The organism is Paraburkholderia sp. MM5384-R2, assembly GCF_014201025.1.
Taxonomy (GTDB): domain Bacteria; phylum Pseudomonadota; class Gammaproteobacteria; order Burkholderiales; family Burkholderiaceae; genus Paraburkholderia; species Paraburkholderia tuberum.
Genome location: NZ_JACHDI010000008.1, coordinates 135,823 through 154,039, shown reverse-complemented (window position 1 = coordinate 154,039; position 18,217 = coordinate 135,823). Strand labels below are relative to the sequence as shown.

The following is an 18,217-nucleotide window of genomic DNA, read 5'->3' as shown; positions in this document are numbered from 1 at the left end:
CCGGTCACGGCCACCGGCTTTGCTTCATGATGCTCGACCACTATTTTACGCGGTGCCGATGGGTCGCCGGGATAACTGTCAGATCTTGTTGCCTGCGGGTTGACCTGCGGCGCCGTCAGTGGCATTGCCGGCTTTGTCGACGGTGGCGTTCTCCAGCGCTTTGATGCGATCGCGAAGCTTGTCGATATTGCGCAGCAGCGCGGCGCTTTTGTTCCAGTCCGCGTGGTTCACGGCCGGGAACGCGCTCGTGTACATGCCGGGCTTCAGCAGCGACTTCGACACGCCCGACTTTGCAGTGACGATCACGTAATCGGCGAGCGTCACGTGTCCGGCAATGCCGACCGCGCCGCCGATCATGCAATGACGGCCGATGGTCGTGCTGCCCGCGATGCCCGCGCAGCCCGCGATCACCGTGTAGGCGCCGACCTTGCAGTTGTGGCCGATCTGCACGAGGTTGTCGATCTTCACGCACTCCTCGATGATCGTGTCGGCCATCGCGCCGCGGTCGATCGTGGTGTTCGCGCCGATTTCGACGTCGTTCGCGATCGACACGCCGCCGACCTGCGGAATCTTGACCCAACTGCCGGTGCGTGCGTCGCCCTCGCCGACGAAGTCGGGCGCGAAGCCGAAGCCGTCCGAGCCGATCACCGCGCCCGCGTGGACGATCACGCGCTCGCCGAGCTTGCAGCCGTGGTACACGGTCACGTTCGGATACAGATGCGAGTTCGCCCCGACGCGGGTGCCGCGGCCGATTACGGCGTTGGCGTCGAGCCGCGCGTGCTCGCCGATCACTGCGCCCGCTTCCACGGTGACACGCGGACCGATCACCGCGCTCGCGGCGACCTGGGCGGAAGGATCGATGGTTGCGCTCGGATGCACGCCGGGGACCGCCCTCGGCGCGGCCAGGTCGATGAAGGTTTGCGCGATGCGCGCGAAGTAAGCGTAGGGATTCGGCGTGACGATGAAGTTTCGACCTTCGCGCGAGGCGAGCTTCGCAAGGTCGCCGGCATTGATCAGCACTGCGCCGGCGCGGGTCGTTTCGACCTGCGACAGATATTTCGGATTGGCGAGGAACGCCAACTGGTCCGGGCCGGCCTGGTCGAGCGGCGCAAGACTGCTCACGCGCTGCGCCCCGTTGCCGACTACTTCACCGCCGAACCGCTGGACGATGTCCTCGAGCGTAAATGCCATGCCTATCCTGTCTCCAATGTCGACCAGAGTTGGCGCTTTAGCGCTTACTCTGGTCCCATTCAAATCATTGCGAGGGCGCGCGCCGAGGCGTGCGGGGCGACCGTGCGCCGCCCTCAGTCGCCCTCATTGCCCTTAGTTGCTCTCAGTTGCCCGATGCCGCAAGTGCCTTCAGCACCTGGTCGGTGATATCGATGCGCGGGCTCACGTACACCGCTTCCTGGACGATCAGATCGTAGTGCTGCGTTTCGGCGATCTGCTTGATGACCTTGTTCGCGCGATCGAGCACCGCCGCGAGTTCCTCGTTGCGGCGCTGGTTCAGGTCTTCGCGGAACTCACGCTGCTTGCGTTGGAAGTCCGAGTCGAGCTGCGACAGGTCGCGCTGCTTTTGCGCGCGATCGGTCGCCGACATTGTCGCGCCATTCTTGTCGAGTGCATCGGACATCGACTTGAGCTTTTGCGCCATGTCGGCGAGATCCTTGTCCCGCTTCGCGAATTCGGCCTCGAGCTTCAGCTGCGCGGCTTTCGCCGCCGCCGATTCGCGCAGGATGCGGTCGGAATTCACCGCGGCGATCCTCGCCTCCTGCGCGTGCGCCATGCCGACCCCGAGGGTCATTGCCAGCGCCAATGCGCACGCTACACGTTTCGAAAACATACCGGTTAGCAAAGTCATCCTCTCGATACTGTAGTTTGGCCGGGTCCGCCGCCGCAGCCGGCCGCCGGCAACGCCGGCCGCCGGGCACACACGCCGCCCGATCAGAACGCCGTCCCGATCTGGAACTGGAACTTCTGGTACTGGTCGCCAGTGTGCTTCGTGAGCGGGAAGCCAAGGCTCAACTTGAGCGGGCCGATCGGCGAGATCCACGCGAGACCCACGCCGTAGCCGTAACGCAGGCCATTTGCGCCGATGCTGTTACCTTCCGTTCCCCACACGTTACCGGCGTCGAGGAACGTGAACACACGCAGCGTGCGATCGTAGCCCGTGCCCGGCAGCGGGAACGTGAGCTCGATATTGCCGACGAGCAGCTTCGAGCCGCCGATCGGGTCGTTGGTCTTCGCGTCTCGCGGACCGAGCGAGCTCGGCTCGTAGCCGCGCACCGAACCGATACCGCCGGCGAAGTAGTTCTTGAAAATCGGATAAGGTTTGCCGCCGAGGCCGTTACCGTAGCCGCCCTGGAAGTTGAAGCCCAGCACGAAGCCACGCGCGAACGAGTAATAGTACTGCGCGTTGATGTCGGCCTTGTAGTACTGCGTGCCCCCGATCGGCGTGCCGTACTCGGCGTTCGCCTGCGTGAAGTAGCCGCGGCTCGGCACCAGCGCGCTGTCACGCGCGTCGCGCGACCAACCGACCGTCAGCGGTACGTTGTTCGACACGCGGCCGAACTGGTTCACGTAGTCGATATAGCTTTGCGGCGTATTCGAGTCGATGTCGAGCTGGTTCTGCTCGAAGCCGACGCCGAAAAACACCGTGTCGACTTCGGAGAACGGAATGCCGAACTTCAGGTCACCGCCGATCGTGACGATCTTGAAGCTCGAATCGGTCGAATAGTACAGCGGCTGGTATGTGCGGTAGTAGACGTCGGTGATCCGCTTGATGCCGTCCACCGTGAAGTACGGGTCGACCTGCGTGACCGTCAGCGTACGGTACGTCTTCGCGGTATTGATGTTCACCGCGAGGCTCGTGCCGGAGCCGAACACGTTGTCCTGCGAGATACCCGCCGACAGCACCACCTTGTCCGTCGATGAGAAGCCCGCGCCAAGCGTGATCGCGCCGGTCGGTTTTTCGGCGACCTTCACGTCGATGTCGACCTGGTCGGGCGTGCCTTCGACCGGCACCGTGGTCACGTCGACGTCGGTGAAGTAGCCGAGACGGTTGATACGGTCCTTCGACAGTGCGAGGCGGTTCGAATCGAACCACGAGCTTTCGAGCTGGCGCATTTCGCGGCGCACCACTTCGTCGCGCGTGCGCGTGTTGCCGACCACGTTGATGCGGCGCACGTACACGCGACGGCTCGGGTCGACCTTAAGCGTCAGATCGACGGTGTGGTTGTTCTGGTCGATCTGCGGCTGTGCATTGACGGTCGCGAACGCGTAGCCGTACTCGCCGAGCTTGTCGACGATCGCCTTCGTGGTGGCCTGCAGCTTTTCGGCCGAGAAGCGGTCGCCCGGCTTGATCTTGATCAGCTTCTTCAGTTCCGCTTCGCGGTCGAGCAGATTGCCGGCGAGGCGGATGTTCGAAATCGTGTACGGCTGACCTTCATGCAGCGTGACCGTCAGGTACATGTCCTTCTTGTCCGGCGAAATCGACACCTGGGTCGATTCGATGCTGAACTCGAGATAGCCGCGGTTCAGGTAGTACGAGCGGACGTTCTCGAGGTCGCCGGTGAGCTTGTCTTTCGCGTACAGGTCGTTCTTCGTGTACCACGAGAACCAGTTCGGCGTGGACAGCTGCATTTCGTCGCGCAGCGTGCCGGTGCTGAATGTCTTGTTGCCGATGAAGTTGATCTGACGGATCTTCGCGCTCGGACCTTCGGCCACCGAGAACAGAATGCCCACGCGGTTGCGGTCGATCGGCGTGATCGTCGTGGTGACTTCAGCCGCGTAAAAACCGCGCGTCAGATACTGGCGCTTCAGTTCCTGCTCGGCTTTGTCGACGAGGGCCTTGTCGTAGTAGCGGCCTTGCGACAGCCCGACCGCGCGCAGCGCCTTGATCAGGTTGTCCTTGTCGAACTCGTGGATACCGGCGAAGTCGATCGTGCCGATGGCCGGGCGCTCTTGCACCTGCACGACCACCACGTTGCCTTCGGTCGCGATCTTGACGTCGTTGAAGAAGCCCGTCGCGTACAGCGCGCGAATCGCTTCGGACGCCTTGTCGTCGGAAAAGGTATCGCCTTGCTTGATGGGCAGGTACGCGAACACCGTGCCCGGTTCGACGCGTTGCAATCCCTCAATGCGAATGTCTTGCACCACGAAGGGCGTCGTTGCGTGAGCAACCAGCCCATGCGCGGCGAACGCCGCGGCTACAACCGTCTTTGGACCAAAGCGATGAGGTTTGAACAACGTGCTTCCCCAGTATGTATAGCTGCATCAGGCCTGGCGGCCGCCCTCGTGAACGCCGCCGGACACTTTAAAAATGGATTAAACGAGCCAGATCGTTGAACAGCGCAATCGCCGACAACGCGACGATGCAGGCAAGCCCCGCCCTCTGAAAAACGAGTTGCCAGCGATCGGAGACAACTTTACCGGTCACAGCTTCAACCAAATAATATAACAGATGACCCCCATCCAATACCGGAATTGGTAGCAGGTTCAGCACGCCGAGGCTAATGCTGACAAGGGCCAGGAACGACAGAAACGCGGCAGGACCCAGACGTGCGCTCTTTCCCGCGTAGTCGGCGATCGTCACCGGACCGGACAGATTCTTCAGCGATGCCTCGCCGACGATCATCCGGCCGAACATCCTGACCGAGTACACCGCGAGATCCCAGGTACGGCGCGCGCCGAGGTGGAGGCTCTCGAGCGGCCCGTAGCGCACGTCGATCGACGGCACCTGGGTCGCCAGCTCCGCGCCGATGCGGCCGATCTGCTGCCCGCTCGCCGCATCGCGCTGCAGCTGCGGCACGATGGTGACTTCTTCGAGCGCGCCCGCCGCATGACCGCCACGGCCCCCGCGCTCCACCCGCAGCGTGACCGGCACGCCGGCGTGCGATTTTACAAAAGCGATGAAGGCCGAGGCATTATCGGTCGGCGTGCCGTTGATCGCGCGCAGCCGGTCGCCGGCGACGAGCCCCGCCTTTTGCGCGGCGCTGCCCGCCTGCACGCCCGCCACCGTCAGCTTGCCGCCGCCGGGCTCGAAGCCGAGGCGCGACATCAGATCGTCGTCGACGTCTTTCTCGCCGAGGCCGCGCAGGTCCATCGGAAAATCGGACGTGCCGTGCGCGTCTTTTGCACTGAGCACGATGCGCTGCTGATCGAACGCGGCGCCGAGCAGCTTCCAGCGCAGATCCGACCACGACCGCACCGGCTCGGTCTCATCGCTATGGCCGGTGCGCACACCGACGATGGTCTCGCCGCCCTCGAAGCCCGCCAGCGCGGCCGGCGTGTTCGGCGCGGGTGTCGCGATCACGGCGGCCGGTTCGGTCACGCCAGTTGCGAACACGAGCGCGAACAGCACGATCGCGAGCAGGAAATTCGCGACCGGACCGGCCGCGACGATCGCGAAGCGCCGCCACACCGACTGGCGGTTGAACGCATGCGGCAGATCCGCTTCGGGAATCGAACCGGGGCCGGTCTCGCGCTCGTCGAGCATCTTCACGTAGCCGCCGAGCGGCAGCGCGGCAATCGTCCACTCGGTGCCCGTCTTCGGACTGACCCACTGAACGAGCGGCTTGCCGAAGCCGATCGAGAAGCGCAGCACCTTCACGCCGCACAGACGCGCGACGCTGTAGTGCCCGTACTCGTGGACCACCACGAGTACGCCAATCGCAACCGCGAAAGCGAGCAGTTCGATCAGCAGATTCATAAACGCCTCACTGGACGGCGCGTTCCGTGCGACGGGCGCCGTCAGGCAGACGCGCGATGAATTCGGTAGCAGCTCGGCGCGCGGCGGCGTCCGCTTCGATGACGTCGTCGAGCGCGTGCGCGCTGCGGTTCGGCAACGCGTTCAGCACCGAGTCGACCGCCTCGGCGATCGCCATGAAGCCGATCCGGCGCGCGAGAAATGCCTCCACCGCGATCTCGTTCGCGGCGTTCAACGCCGCGCTCGCGACGCCGCCTTCCGCAAGCGCCTTCATGGCGAGCGCGAGGCACGGGAAGCGCGCGTAGTCGGGTTTTTCGAACGACAGCGACGCGATCTCCGCGAGATCGAGCTGCGCGACCCCGGAATCGACGCGATCCGGAAACGCGAGCGCGTGCGCGATCGGCGTGCGCATGTCGGGGTTGCCGAGCTGCGCGAGCACCGAACCGTCCGCGTACGACACCAGCGAATGAATCACGCTCTGCGGATGGATCAGCACGTCGATGCGCTCGCCGGGCAGGTTGAACAGCCAGTGCGCCTCGATCACTTCGAGGCCCTTGTTCATCATCGTGGCCGAGTCGACCGAGATCTTGCGGCCCATCACCCAGTTCGGATGCTTGCAGGCTTCGTCAGGCGTCACGTCGACGAGCGTGGCCGGTTCGCGCGTGCGGAACGGACCGCCCGATGCGGTCAGGATGATCTTTGAAACGCCGCCATGCAGCGACGCTTCACGCGGCAGGCATTGGAAAATCGCGTTGTGTTCGCTGTCGACCGGCAGCAGCACCGCGCCGTGGTCGCGCACCGCGTCCATGAAGATCGCGCCGGACATCACCAGCGCTTCCTTGTTCGCGAGCAGGATGCGCTTGCCGGCGCGCGCCGCGGCAAGGCTCGGCGCGAGACCGGCCGCGCCGACGATCGCCGCGACCACCGTGTCGCAGCCCTCGCTCTTCGCGACGTCGACGAGCGCCTGCGGCCCGTACGTGACCTCGGTCTTGCTGCCCGCTTCGCGCAGCTTCGCGGCGACCTTCGCGGCCGTGTCGGCGTCGCCGACCACCGCCACTTCGGGCGCGAAGCGCAGGCATTGCCCGACGAGCTTGTCGCCGTTGCGATGCGCGCTCAGCGCGTAAATCGAAAAACGCTCGGGATGACGCGCGACCACGTCGAGCGTACTGTCTCCAATCGAGCCCGTGGAACCGAGCAATGTCAGACGTTTTTGCATATCTCTTTCTCTAGCCGAGCAGCAGCATGGCGAGCGGCAGCACCGGCAACAACGCGTCGATGCGATCGAGCACGCCGCCGTGCCCCGGCAACAGGCCGCTCGAGTCTTTGACGCCGGCCTGACGTTTCATCATCGATTCGAACAGGTCACCGACCACGCTGAAAACCACCAGCAGGGTCAGCGCGAGCACCGTGCGCAGCGCACCCAGTTGCGCCAGCAGCGCAGAATACAGGGTCGGCTCGAACGCGTGCAAAAAGATCGCCGCGGCCGCGACGATCATGACCAGCAGCCAGCCGCCGATCGCCCCCTCCCAGGTTTTCCCCGGACTGATCGCTGGCGCCAGCTTGTGCTTGCCAAATGCCTTCCCGGAGAAGTATGCGCCGATATCGGCGAGCCATACCAATAGCAGCAGCGACAGCACGAACGGCACACCCTGCATGCGCGCGGCGACGAGAGCATGCCAGCACGCGATGAAACCGACGATTCCCGCCAGAAACAGAAACGCGCGCCACGCGCCCTGCGCGAGCACGGGCTTGCGCAGCAGCACGAATGGACCGGCGACCACCCAGAAAATCGCCGCCGCCAGGAAGAACGGCCGCGCAGGCTCGGTGCCGATGCCCACCCGCGTACTGGTGACGAGTCCGAGTGCCGCGACGAGCGCGTACAGCACCGGACCCGCGCCACCGAGCTTCAGCAGGCGCGCCCACTCCCACGCGGCGAACACGACGACGAAGGCGATCAGCGCGCCGAATGCGCCGACAGGCGCGAACAGCGTGACAGGCAGGAACACTGCCAGCAACACGATCGCCGTGATGACACGGGTCTTTAGCATGGAAGCGAATCGACGTTCTGCGATTGCGGCTCGAGCTGAGCACTGGTGCGGCCGAAGCGGCGTTCCCGCTCCGTGTACGAAGCGATGGCGTGACCGAGCGCGTCGGCGTCGAAATCCGGCCAGAACGTGTCGGTGAAATAGAACTCGGTGTAGGCAAGCTGCCACAGCAGGAAGTTGCTGACGCGGCGCTCGCCGCCGGTGCGGATGAACAGGTCCGGCTCGGGTGCGTAGGCCATCGACAGGTGCTCGGCGAACGCGTCCTCGTTGACCTCGACCGGCCTGCCCGCCGCCGCTTGCTCGACGAGCTTGCGGGTGGCCTGCATGATGTCCCAGCGCCCGCCGTAGTTCGCGGCGATGGTCAGCGTGAGACGGGTATTGCGCGCGGTCTTGGTTTCCGCGCGCTTGATCAGATCGCGGATCTTGTCGTCGAAACGCTCGAGATCGCCGACCACGCGCAAACGGATCCCGTTCGCGTGCAGCTTGCCGATCTCGCGCTCGAGCGCGGTGACGAACAGGCGCATCAGGAACGATACCTCTTCGTTCGGACGGCGCCAGTTCTCCGAGCTGAACGCGAACAGCGTCAGATATTCGACGCCCCGCCGCGCGCACGCCTCGACGGCCGCCCGCACCGCGTCGACGCCGCGCGTATGGCCCGCCACGCGGGGCAGACGCCGCTGCGTGGCCCAACGGCCGTTGCCATCCATGATGATCGCGATATGTCGCGGCACCGCGGCGACTTCAGGCACGCGCACGGTTGAGCTGGTATAGGTCATGGCCGTCGGGACAGTAATGCCAGTAAAGAAGTGGAAATCAGAAGGTGCTGAGCCGAACGGCGTCAGACCGTCATGATCTCGGCTTCTTTCGTTGTGACGAACTTGTCGATTTCGGCGACGAACTTGTCCGTCAGCTTCTGGACGTCGTCACCGGCACGACGCTCGTCGTCTTCCGAGATTTCCTTGTCCTTGACGAGCTTCTTTAGTTGCTCGTTGGCGTCGCGGCGCAGGTTGCGCACGGCCACCTTGGCCGTTTCGGCTTCGCTGCGAACGACCTTGGTCAGCTCGCGGCGACGCTCTTCGGTCAACGCTGGCATCGGTACGCGGATCACATCGCCATGGGTAGCTGGGTTCAGACCGAGATCCGACTCGCGGATCGCCTTTTCGACGACCTGGACCATCTTCTTTTCCCACGGCTGCACGCCGATCGTGCGCGCGTCGATCAGCGTCAGGTTCGCGACCTGCGAAATCGGCACCGGCGAGCCATAGTAGTCGCACTGGATATGATCGAGCAGGCCCGTGTGCGCACGGCCCGTGCGGATCTTCGACAGGTCGTTCCTGAACGCGTCGATGGAGCGCTGCATCTTCTGTTCAGCGCCCTTCCTGATATCAGCCACAGACATTTTTAAACCTCCGAACCTTCAAAACGGTGCGAGCCGCCCGGCACGCGCGATGCGGCGGCCCGGGCTCGCGTCAAAGCCCACGTAATGTAAACGAAGTTTACACGTGGACGAGGGTGCCCTCGTCCTCACCTAGCACGATGCGCTTGAGCGCACCGGGTTTGACGATCGAAAACACGCGGATCGGCAGCTTCTGGTCGCGGCACAGAGCGAAAGCCGTCGCGTCCATCACCTGCAGATTGCGGCCGATTGCCTCATCGAAGCTGATCGTGCTGTAGCGGGTCGCGCTCGAATCCTTCTTCGGATCGGCCGAATAGACGCCGTCCACCTTGGTCGCCTTCAGCACCACTTCCGCGCCGATTTCCGCGCCGCGCAATGCAGCGGCCGTGTCGGTCGTGAAGAACGGGTTGCCGGTGCCGGCCGCGAAGATCACGACCTTGCCTTCCTCGAGCTGGCGGATCGCGCGGGGCCGGATGTACGGCTCGACGACCTGGTCCATGCGCAGCGCCGATTGCACGCGCGCCTCGATGCCGGCGTGACGCATCGCGTCCTGCAGCGCCAGCGCGTTCATCATCGTGGCGAGCATACCCATGTAGTCTGCCGTTGCGCGGTCCATACCTGCCGCACCGCCCGCGACGCCGCGAAAAATATTGCCGCCGCCGATCACCACGGCCAGTTGCGTTCCGAGACGGACCACTTCGGCCACGTCCGCCACCATTCGTTCGATGGTTCCGCGATTGATGCCGAAGGCATCGTCGCCCATCAGAGCTTCACCGGAGAGTTTGAGCAGGACGCGTTTATAGGCAGTGGGCATAGGGGTATCCAGATCGCGCGGAACAGGGCAACAACAAGGGACTAATGTAGGGGTGAAATGCTGATTCGGGCAAGCACCGCCAAATTGGCGAACCCTGAGGTTCGCCAGCGGCGGCCGCGCGGCGAGGGTCAACTCGTGCGCGGCCTTGCGGCGCTGCCGACCGCGGCGAGGTCTTGCCTCGTCGCGGGTCCAAACGGTACGGCGGTGAAGCTTGGGTAACGCTTATTGTTGCTTTGCAGCAGCGACCTGGGCGGCCACTTCCGCTGCGAAGTCGTCCTGCTTCTTCTCGATGCCTTCGCCGACCACGAACAGCGCGAACTTCTGCACGCTCGAGTTGCCCGCCTTCAGCATCTGCTCGATCGTCTGCTTGTCGTTCTTCACGAACGTCTGGTTCAGCAGCGACACTTCCTTCAGGTACTTCTGCACGCTGCCGTCGACCATCTTCGCGACGATTTCAGCCGGCTTGCCCGATTCGGCGGCCTTCTGTTCAGCGATGCTGCGTTCCTTGGCGATCAGGTCCGCCGGCACGTCGTCCGACGACAGGGAAACCGGCTTCATCGCGGCGATGTGCATCGCCACGTCCTTGCCGACCTGTTCGTCCGCGCCGGTGTACTCGACCAGCACGCCGATGCGCGTGCCGTGCAGGTATGCCGCCAGCTTGTTCGCGGTGTCGAAGCGCACGAAACGGCGGATCGACAGGTTTTCGCCGATCTTGCCGACCAGCGCGAGGCGCACTGCGTCGACGGTTTGGCCGTCGAGCGGCAGGGCTGACAGCGCCGCGACGTCCGCCGGGTTTTGCGTCGCGACGAGTTCGGCGATCCTCTTCGAGAACGCGAGGAAGTCGTCGTTCTTCGAGACGAAGTCGGTTTCGCAGTTCAGCTCGACGAGCGAACCAGCGTTGCCGTTGATGAACGATGCGACGACGCCTTCGGCCGTCACGCGCGATGCCGCCTTGCTCGCCTTGTTGCCGAGCTTCACGCGCAGCAGTTCTTCAGCGCGCGCCAGATCGCCGTCGGCTTCCGTCAGCGCCTTCTTGCATTCCATCATCGGCGCGTCGGTCTTCGCGCGCAGTTCTGCAACCATGCTTGCGGTAATTGCCGCCATCATTTGCTCCTTGAGTTCTGTCTGTCACACGCCGCCCGCATTTCGATGCCGGCGGCAGGAATTCGTTTCAGCGTTTTCGCGCATTTTTTGCGAGCGACGCGCCTCGCGTCGCCTCGAGCACTCTGCCAGATGCCCGTTACAACAACTGTCATAGACGTCGCGACTTAAAAAAAGGGGGCCTGTAGAAAGCCCCCTTTTATGTCGGACACTGGGCAGCCTTACGCTTCCGGGTTGACCTCGACGAACTCGTCGCCGTCGCCGCCACGCGCAGCCTGGACCACTTCGTTGACCGCGTTGGCACGGCCTTCGAGGATCGCATCGGCCACGCCAGCCGCGTACAGGGCGACGGCCTTGCTGGCGTCGTCGTTACCCGGGATCACGTAGTCCACACCTTCCGGCGAGTGGTTCGTATCGACCACGGCGATGACCGGAATGCCGAGCTTGTTTGCTTCGGTCACGGCAATCTTGTGGTAGCCGACGTCAACCACGAAGATCGCGTCCGGAATGCCGCCCATGTCCTTCACGCCGCCGATCGACTTCTGCAGCTTGGCCATTTCACGTTCGAACAGAAGCGCTTCCTTCTTGCTCATGCGCTCGGTTTCACCGGCTTCCAGCGCCGCCTCCATGTCCTTCAGGCGCTTGATCGAAACCTTCAGCGTCTTGAAGTTGGTCAGCATGCCGCCGAGCCAGCGCGCGTTCACGAACGGCATACCAGCGCGCTGCGCTTCCTGGGCGATCGTGTCACGCGATTGACGCTTCGTACCGACGAACAGGATCGTGCCGCGGTTCGATGCCAGCTGACGCGCGTACTTCAGCGCGTCGTTGTACATCGGCAGCGTCTTTTCGAGGTTGATGATGTGAATCTTGTTGCGATGACCGAAAATGAAGGGGGCCATCTTCGGGTTCCAGAAGCGGGTCTGGTGACCGAAGTGGACACCTGCTTCCAGCATTTGACGCATCGTAACTGCCATGAAATTCTCCACGAGGGTTGGGTCTTAAACCGGCTGCCGTATCGGCCGCGCCCGCCTCTACCTTGGCTGGAACGCGACGACACCCTGGGTGCGCCGGCTTGCGAATTGGTTGCCTGACACGACTTTCACTCACTCACGACACCCAACAACCGGAGTGCCGCGAGAAGCCGCTCCGCCCAGCTGCCATGCGCGAATTTGCGGGACTCGCGAATAAAAGCGGACTAGGACCGACTTAGCCAAAGAGTATAGCACGCGACGACCGACTGACTCAACCGGCCCGACCACCGGCCGATGGTCCTACGCACGGGACCGCGCCGCCGGGCCCGAAGCCCGGCCTGGCGTCCTTTGGGCCGCCAATTTGCCGATTCTGGCGCTTTTCGCCCATTGCCGCCCGATCCAGCGCAACGACCCGGCCCCCACTGCTGTAAAATGGCTCGATTCGCCACGCGCGGGGGGCGTTAAGGATCGACCGGCATTCCGTGCCCGGCAGACGCCCCTCCGCCCGGCCACCGCAACACCCAGCAAGCCTTATCCAGCAAGGCTTCCGAGGAAACCATGGCTATCACCATCAAAAACGAAGACGATATCGCGAAGATGCGCGTCGCCTGCCGGCTCGCGAGCGAAGTGCTCGACTACATCACGCCGTTCGTCAAGGCCGGCGTCACCACTGGCGAGCTCGACCGTCTGTGTCACGAATACATGCTGAAGGACCAGGGCACGGTCCCCGCGCCGCTGAATTACCAGCCGCCCGGCTACCCGCCCTACCCGAAAGCCACCTGCATTTCCGTCAACGACGTGATCTGCCACGGCATACCGGGCGACAAGGCGCTCAAAACCGGCGACGCGCTGAACATCGACATCACCGTGATCAAGGACGGCTATTTCGGCGACACGAGCCGCATGTTCGTCGTCGGCGAAGGGTCGATCATGGCAAAGCGCCTCGTGCAAGCCACTTTCGAATGCATGTGGCTCGGCATCGACCAGGTGCGACCCGCCGCGCATCTCGGCGACATCGGCTATGCGATCCAGAAGCACGCCGAAGGCCTCGGCTACAGCGTGGTGCGCGAATATTGCGGACACGGCATCGGCACCGTATTCCACGAAGATCCGCAGATCCTGCACTACGGTCGCCCCGGCACCGGGTTCGAACTGCAGGCCGGTATGATCTTCACGATCGAGCCGATGATCAACGCCGGCCGCCGTGACATCCGCACGATGCCCGACCAGTGGACCGTCAAGACCAAGGACCGCAGCCTGTCCGCGCAGTGGGAGCACACGGTGCTCGTCACCGAGACCGGCTACGACGTGCTGACCGTGTCGGCCGGCACGCCCGCGCGTCCGCCCGTGGTCGCGGCCACGGCCTGACCGATTCCGACCACACCGCCTTCCTGCCAATGAGTAGCGTTCCAGCCGTCGCCCCCTCCCATGCCTCGTCGCTCAAGGCGGACTACAAAGTGGCCAAAGCCCAGTTGCTGGAACGCTTCCGAACGGCCACCAACGTCGACGCGTTGATGGCCGCCCTCGCGCGCGCCACGGACCATTCGCTGCGCGCCGCCTGGGACACCTGCGAGCTGCCCGACGACCTCGCGCTGGTCGCGGTTGGCGGCTATGGGCGCGGCGAGCTCGCGCCGCACTCCGACATCGACATCCTGGTGCTGTTGCCCGACGCGCGGCTCGAGCATCTGGACGCGCGCATCGAGCGCTTCATCAGTCTGGCGTGGGATCTCGGGCTGGAACTCGGCAGCAGCGTGCGCAGCGTGTCGCAATGCATCGAGGAAGCGGCCAACGACGTCACGGTGCGTACCTCGCTGCTGGAAGCGCGCCGCATCACCGGCAGCACCGCACTGTTCGACGATTTCGCCCGGCGCTACCGTGCGGCGCTCGACCCGAAGGCATTCTTCCAGGCGAAGGTGCTCGAAATGCGCCAGCGTCACGCAAAGTTTCAGGACACGCCCTACGCGCTCGAGCCGAACATCAAGGAAAGCCCGGGCGGGCTGCGCGACCTGCAGCTGATCCTGTGGATCACACAGGCGGCCGGCTTCGGCAGCAGCTGGCGCGAACTCGAAGCACGCGGACTCATCACCGAGCGCGAGGCGCGCGAGCTGCGCCACAACGAAGGCTTCCTGAAGTCGCTGCGTGCGCGGCTGCACGTGATCGCCGGGCGTCGCCAGGACATCCTGGTGTTCGACCTGCAGACGCCGGTCGCGGAAAGCTTCGGCCTCAAGCCGACCGCGACCAAGCGCGCGAGCGAGCAGCTGATGCGCCGCTACTACTGGGCCGCGAAAGCGGTCACGCAACTCGCGACGATCCTGATCCAGAACATCGAGGCGCAGCTGTTTCCGAGCACGAGCGGCATCACGCGCGTGCTGTCGGATCGCTTCGTCGAAAAGCAGGGCATGCTCGAAATCGCCTCCGACGACGTGTTCCAGCGCGAGCCGAATGCGATCCTCGAGGCGTTCCTGCTATACCAGCGCACCCCCGGCGTGAAGGGACTGTCGGCGCGCACGCTGCGCGCGATCTACAACGCCCGCGACGTGATGGACCAGCACTGGCGGCGCGATCCGGAAAATCGCCGGCTCTTCATGGAAATCCTGAAGCAGCCGGCCGGTATCACGCATGCGTTCCGGTTGATGAACCAGACGAGCGTGCTCGGGCGTTATCTGCTGAATTTCCGGCGCATCGTCGGGCAGATGCAGCACGACCTGTACCACGTGTTCACGGTCGATCAGCACATCCTGATGGTGCTGCGCAATCTGCGCCGCTTCGCGGTCGCCGAGCATGCGCACGAATACCCGTTCTGCAGCCAGTTGATCGTCAACTTCGACCGGCCGTGGGTGCTGTACGTGGCCGCGCTGTTTCATGACATCGCGAAGGGCCGCGGCGGCGATCATTCCACGCTGGGCATGGCCGACGCACGGCGCTTCTGCCGCCAGCACGGCATCGAAGGCGAGGATGGCGAGCTGGTCGTGTGGCTCGTGCAGCAGCATCTGACGATGAGCCAGGTCGCGCAGAAGCAGGACACGAGCGACCCTGAAGTGATCAAGCGCTTCGCCGAGCTGGTCGGCACCGAGCGCCGCCTGACCGCGCTCTATCTGCTGACCGTCGCCGACATCCGCGGCACCAGCCCGAAGGTCTGGAACACGTGGAAAGGCAAGCTGCTCGAAGACCTCTACCGCACCACGCTCGCCGTGCTTGGCGGTGCTCAGCCGGACGAGCATTCCGAGCTGAAGTCGCGCCAGGAAGAGGCGCTCGCGCTGCTGCGTCTCGAAACCGTGCCGGAAGGCGCGCAACGGGCGCTGTGGGACAAGCTGGACGTCGGCTATTTCCTGCGCCACGACGCGGCGGACATCGCGTGGCAGACGCGCGTGCTGTACCGCCACGTCGAAACGCCGACGCCGCTCGTACGCGCGCGGCCGTCGCCGATCGGCGAGGCGCTGCAGGTGCTCGTCTACGTGAAGGACCAGCCCGATCTGTTCGCGGGCATCTGCGCGTATTTCGACCGCAACGGCCTGTCGGTGCTCGATGCGCGCGTCAGCACGACGCGCCACGGCTACGCGCTCGACAACTTCCTCGTCGCGCACACCGAAGAGGACGTGCACTATCGCGACATCGCCAATCTGGTCGAGCAGGAGCTGACCGCGCGCCTCGGGGGCCACGGCACCTTGCTGCCGGGACCGTCGAAGGGCCGGCTGTCACGGCTATCGCGCACCTTCCCCATTACGCCGCGCGTCGACCTGCGGGCCGATGAGCGCGGCCAATACTACATCCTGTCCGTGTCGGCGAACGACCGGCCGGGCCTTCTTTATTCGATCGCGCGCGTGCTGGCTGAGCACCGGGTCGGCGTCGCCTCGGCGCGGATCAATACGCTCGGCGAACGCGTCGAGGACGTGTTTCTGCTCGAAGGACACAGCCTGTCGGACAACCGCCTGCAAATTCAGGTCGAGACCGAACTACTGCGCGCGATCGCAGTGTGAGATTTCATGCGAATCAAATTAACAGCGAAGCATCCGCGGCCGGCGTCGTCCGAACGCGCCCCTGTCCGCCCCGGCAGCGTGTCGGCGCGTAAGCCGACCCGTCCAGCGCGGCCGAAGCCATTCGAGGCCGAGGCCGGCGCGAAGCGCGAAGGCGCGGCATCGACGGGTGGTGGCGCGAAGCGGCCGGTCGGTGCGAAGCCGGCGGGCGCCGGTGCACGCGCGCCGCGTGCCGAAGGGTCGGGCGTGCGCGAACGGGGCGCGGCTGCCACGGGCGCACCGCGCCGCTTCGAAGGTGCGGCTGAGCGAGGCGAGCGCGGAGAACGCGCGCCGCGTCGCTTTGAGGGCGGCGCCGAGCGTGGCGAACGGGCGCCTCGGCGCGAATTCGGCGAACGGACTGAACGCGCGCCGCGTCGTCCCGAAGGCAGCGCTGAGCGTGGTGAACGCGGGCCTCGGCGCGATTTCGGCGAACGGACTGAACGCGCGCCGCGTCGTTTCGAAGGCAACGCCGAGCGTGGCGAACGCGCTCCTCGACGCGAATTCGGCGAACGGACTGAACGCGCGCCGCGTCGTTTCGAAGGCAACGCTGAGCGCGGTGAGCGCGCGCCTCGACGCGAATTCGGCGAACGGACTGAACGCGCGCCGCGTCGTTCCGAAGGCAGCGCTGAGCGTGGCGAACGCGCTCCTCGGCGCGAATTCGGCGAGCGTGCAGAACGCGCGCCGCGTCGTTTCGAAGGCAACGCTGAGCGTGGCGAACGCGCTCCTCGGCGCGATTTCGGCGAGCGTAGCGAACGCGCGCCGCGTCGTTTCGAAGGCAGCGCTGAGCGTGGCGAACGCGCTCCTCGGCGCGAATTCGGCGAGCGTGCAGAACGCGCACCCCGTCGTTTCGAGGGCAATGCGGAGCGCGGCGAGCGCGCACCGCGCGGTTTCGGCGAGCGCGCACCGGGCCGCGACGCCGGCGAACGCCGTCCGTTCAGCGGTCCGCGTCCAGGCACAGGCAGGCCGTCGGAAGGCGGCGTGCGTGGCGATCGTCCGGTGCGCCGGGAGCGCGAGGCCGCCGACCGTCCGCGCTTCGGTAGCGATCGCGGTGAGCCGCAGGAGCGTCGCGGTGGCGATCGAGGCGCGCGCAGCGACAGCACCTCGCGCCGCTTCGAAAGCGAGCGCGGCGAGCGCAGCTTCGCGAAGCCGGCAAAAGGCGGCTATGGCGAACGCACCGAGCGTCGCGAGCGCCCTGCGCGCAGCTTCGACGACACGTTGCCGGCAGCGAACCGCCGCTTCGGCGACGACCGACCGGCCCGCGCCGCCAAGCCGCGAGCCTCGGCATCAGCAACCGCCCGCCCCGTCGACACCACCATCGACACCCCGCAGCCGCCCCGCCGCGATCGCGAAGACGCGCCGGGCATGCTGCGTCTGTCGAAGCTGATGTCCAAGCTCGGCCTGTGCTCGCGTCGCGAGGCCGACGAATGGATCGAGAAAGGCTGGGTCATGGTCGACGGCGAGCGCGTCGATACGCTCGGCACGAAGGTGTTCCCGGATCAGCGCATCGACATCGACCCGGCCGCCGAAGCCTTTCAGTCGAGCCAGGTGACCGTGATCGTTCACAAGCCGGTCGGGCTCGTGTCGGGCCAGGCGGAGGACGGCTATCAGCCGGCCATCACGCTCGTCACGCCGGAGAATCGCTGGGAAGGCGACCGTTCGGGGATCCCCTTCTCGGCGTCGCATCTGCGCCAGCTCGCGCCGGCCGGGCGTCTCGACATCGATTCGACGGGCCTGCTCGTGCTGACGCAGGACGGCCGCATCGCGAAGCAACTGATCGGCGGTCACTCGGACGTGGACAAGGAGTATCTGGTGCGCGTCGCCTACGGCGATCACACGGTCGACGTCGAAAGCCATTTCCCGGCCGAAAAACTCGCGCTGCTGCGCCACGGCCTGTCGCTCGACGACGTCGCGCTGAAGCCCGCGCAGGTCAGTTGGCAGAACGGCGAGCAGCTGCGTTTCGTGCTGCGCGAAGGCAAGAAGCGTCAGATTCGCCGCATGTGCGAACTGGTCGGTCTCGAGGTGGCGGGCCTGAAGCGCGTGCGCATGGGCCAGGTGATGCTCGGCGCGCTGCCGCCGGGACAGTGGCGCTATCTGTCGGAAGACGAGTCGTTCTGAGGTCCATCCCATGCGCCTCCCTGCTGAGAGCGGGCGCATCGGCACAACAAAAAAC

Annotated in this window: 14 protein-coding genes; 3 read left to right on the top strand and 11 right to left on the bottom strand. The window is 65.1% G+C overall.

Annotated elements, in window-relative coordinates:
* Nucleotides 1–78 precede the first annotated feature (78 nt).
* The 11 genes from lpxD to rpsB form a co-directional block, all read right to left on the bottom strand.
* Entirely contained in the window at nucleotides 79–1,191 is a 1,113-nt protein-coding gene (lpxD, locus tag HDG37_RS15670) for a UDP-3-O-(3-hydroxymyristoyl)glucosamine N-acyltransferase (protein ID WP_184049142.1), read from the bottom strand.
* A 142-nt stretch (nucleotides 1,192–1,333) separates the two neighbouring features.
* Entirely contained in the window at nucleotides 1,334–1,855 is a 522-nt protein-coding gene (locus HDG37_RS15665) for an OmpH family outer membrane protein (RefSeq protein ID WP_026225318.1), read from the bottom strand.
* 89 nt (nucleotides 1,856–1,944) lie between these two features.
* Nucleotides 1,945–4,248 carry an outer membrane protein assembly factor BamA gene (gene bamA, locus HDG37_RS15660; RefSeq protein WP_184049139.1) on the bottom strand — a complete coding sequence of 768 codons (2,304 nt, stop codon included), beginning with the start codon at nucleotides 4,246–4,248 and terminating at the stop codon, nucleotides 1,945–1,947.
* 67 nt (nucleotides 4,249–4,315) lie between these two features.
* Nucleotides 4,316–5,710 (bottom strand): RIP metalloprotease RseP, encoded by a 1,395-nt coding sequence (gene rseP / locus HDG37_RS15655; protein WP_184049136.1) that lies wholly within the window; start codon nucleotides 5,708–5,710, stop codon nucleotides 4,316–4,318.
* Nucleotides 5,711–5,717: 7 nt separating this feature from the next.
* Nucleotides 5,718–6,923: a 1-deoxy-D-xylulose-5-phosphate reductoisomerase gene (locus tag HDG37_RS15650; RefSeq protein WP_090800582.1), complete on the bottom strand. Its 1,206-nt coding sequence runs from the start codon at nucleotides 6,921–6,923 to the stop codon at nucleotides 5,718–5,720.
* A gap of 10 nt (nucleotides 6,924–6,933) precedes the next feature.
* On the bottom strand, nucleotides 6,934–7,755 hold the full coding sequence (locus HDG37_RS15645) for a phosphatidate cytidylyltransferase (RefSeq protein ID WP_184049133.1): 822 nt from the start codon (nucleotides 7,753–7,755) through the stop codon (nucleotides 6,934–6,936).
* On the bottom strand, nucleotides 7,749–8,528 hold the full coding sequence (gene uppS, locus HDG37_RS15640; RefSeq protein WP_184049130.1) for a polyprenyl diphosphate synthase: 780 nt from the start codon (nucleotides 8,526–8,528) through the stop codon (nucleotides 7,749–7,751). Before uppS ends, HDG37_RS15645 begins: the two co-directional genes overlap by 7 nt.
* Before the next feature lie 62 nt (nucleotides 8,529–8,590).
* Complete coding sequence (gene frr, locus HDG37_RS15635) at nucleotides 8,591–9,151, bottom strand: ribosome recycling factor (protein WP_184049127.1); 561 nt, start codon at nucleotides 9,149–9,151, stop codon at nucleotides 8,591–8,593.
* 97 nt (nucleotides 9,152–9,248) lie between these two features.
* Nucleotides 9,249–9,962 carry a UMP kinase gene (pyrH, locus tag HDG37_RS15630; RefSeq protein ID WP_090800588.1) on the bottom strand — a complete coding sequence of 238 codons (714 nt, stop codon included), beginning with the start codon at nucleotides 9,960–9,962 and terminating at the stop codon, nucleotides 9,249–9,251.
* Between the two features lie 222 nt (nucleotides 9,963–10,184).
* Entirely contained in the window at nucleotides 10,185–11,066 is an 882-nt protein-coding gene (gene tsf / locus HDG37_RS15625) for a translation elongation factor Ts (protein ID WP_184049124.1), read from the bottom strand.
* A 218-nt stretch (nucleotides 11,067–11,284) separates the two neighbouring features.
* Nucleotides 11,285–12,037, bottom strand: coding sequence for a 30S ribosomal protein S2 (gene rpsB, locus HDG37_RS15620; RefSeq protein ID WP_013089705.1), 753 nt, complete (start codon nucleotides 12,035–12,037; stop codon nucleotides 11,285–11,287).
* A gap of 555 nt (nucleotides 12,038–12,592) precedes the next feature.
* Between rpsB and map the strand changes: the two genes are divergently transcribed.
* From map to HDG37_RS15605, 3 genes are read left to right on the top strand one after another with little or no spacing between them, the layout of a single operon-like run.
* Complete coding sequence (map, locus tag HDG37_RS15615; RefSeq protein WP_184049121.1) at nucleotides 12,593–13,402, top strand: type I methionyl aminopeptidase; 810 nt, start codon at nucleotides 12,593–12,595, stop codon at nucleotides 13,400–13,402.
* Between the two features lie 29 nt (nucleotides 13,403–13,431).
* Complete coding sequence (locus HDG37_RS15610; protein WP_184049118.1) at nucleotides 13,432–16,011, top strand: [protein-PII] uridylyltransferase; 2,580 nt, start codon at nucleotides 13,432–13,434, stop codon at nucleotides 16,009–16,011.
* Between the two features lie 6 nt (nucleotides 16,012–16,017).
* Nucleotides 16,018–18,162: a pseudouridine synthase gene (locus HDG37_RS15605; protein ID WP_184049115.1), complete on the top strand. Its 2,145-nt coding sequence runs from the start codon at nucleotides 16,018–16,020 to the stop codon at nucleotides 18,160–18,162.
* The last annotated feature ends 55 nt before the right edge of the window (nucleotides 18,163–18,217 follow it).

Coding starts and splice junctions, on each gene's coding strand:
- lpxD (WP_184049142.1), bottom strand. CDS start 1,191: ATGGCATTTACGCTCGAGGACATCGTCCAGCGGTTCGGCGGTGAAGTA.
- rseP (WP_184049136.1), bottom strand. CDS start 5,710: ATGAATCTGCTGATCGAACTGCTCGCTTTCGCGGTTGCGATTGGCGTA.
- HDG37_RS15650 (WP_090800582.1), bottom strand. CDS start 6,923: ATGCAAAAACGTCTGACATTGCTCGGTTCCACGGGCTCGATTGGAGAC.
- HDG37_RS15645 (WP_184049133.1), bottom strand. CDS start 7,755: ATGCTAAAGACCCGTGTCATCACGGCGATCGTGTTGCTGGCAGTGTTC.
- uppS (WP_184049130.1), bottom strand. CDS start 8,528: ATGACCTATACCAGCTCAACCGTGCGCGTGCCTGAAGTCGCCGCGGTG.
- frr (WP_184049127.1), bottom strand. CDS start 9,151: ATGTCTGTGGCTGATATCAGGAAGGGCGCTGAACAGAAGATGCAGCGC.
- pyrH (WP_090800588.1), bottom strand. CDS start 9,962: ATGCCCACTGCCTATAAACGCGTCCTGCTCAAACTCTCCGGTGAAGCT.
- tsf (WP_184049124.1), bottom strand. CDS start 11,066: ATGGCGGCAATTACCGCAAGCATGGTTGCAGAACTGCGCGCGAAGACC.
- rpsB (WP_013089705.1), bottom strand. CDS start 12,037: ATGGCAGTTACGATGCGTCAAATGCTGGAAGCAGGTGTCCACTTCGGT.
- map (WP_184049121.1), top strand. CDS start 12,593: ATGGCTATCACCATCAAAAACGAAGACGATATCGCGAAGATGCGCGTC.
- HDG37_RS15610 (WP_184049118.1), top strand. CDS start 13,432: ATGAGTAGCGTTCCAGCCGTCGCCCCCTCCCATGCCTCGTCGCTCAAG.
- HDG37_RS15605 (WP_184049115.1), top strand. CDS start 16,018: ATGCGAATCAAATTAACAGCGAAGCATCCGCGGCCGGCGTCGTCCGAA.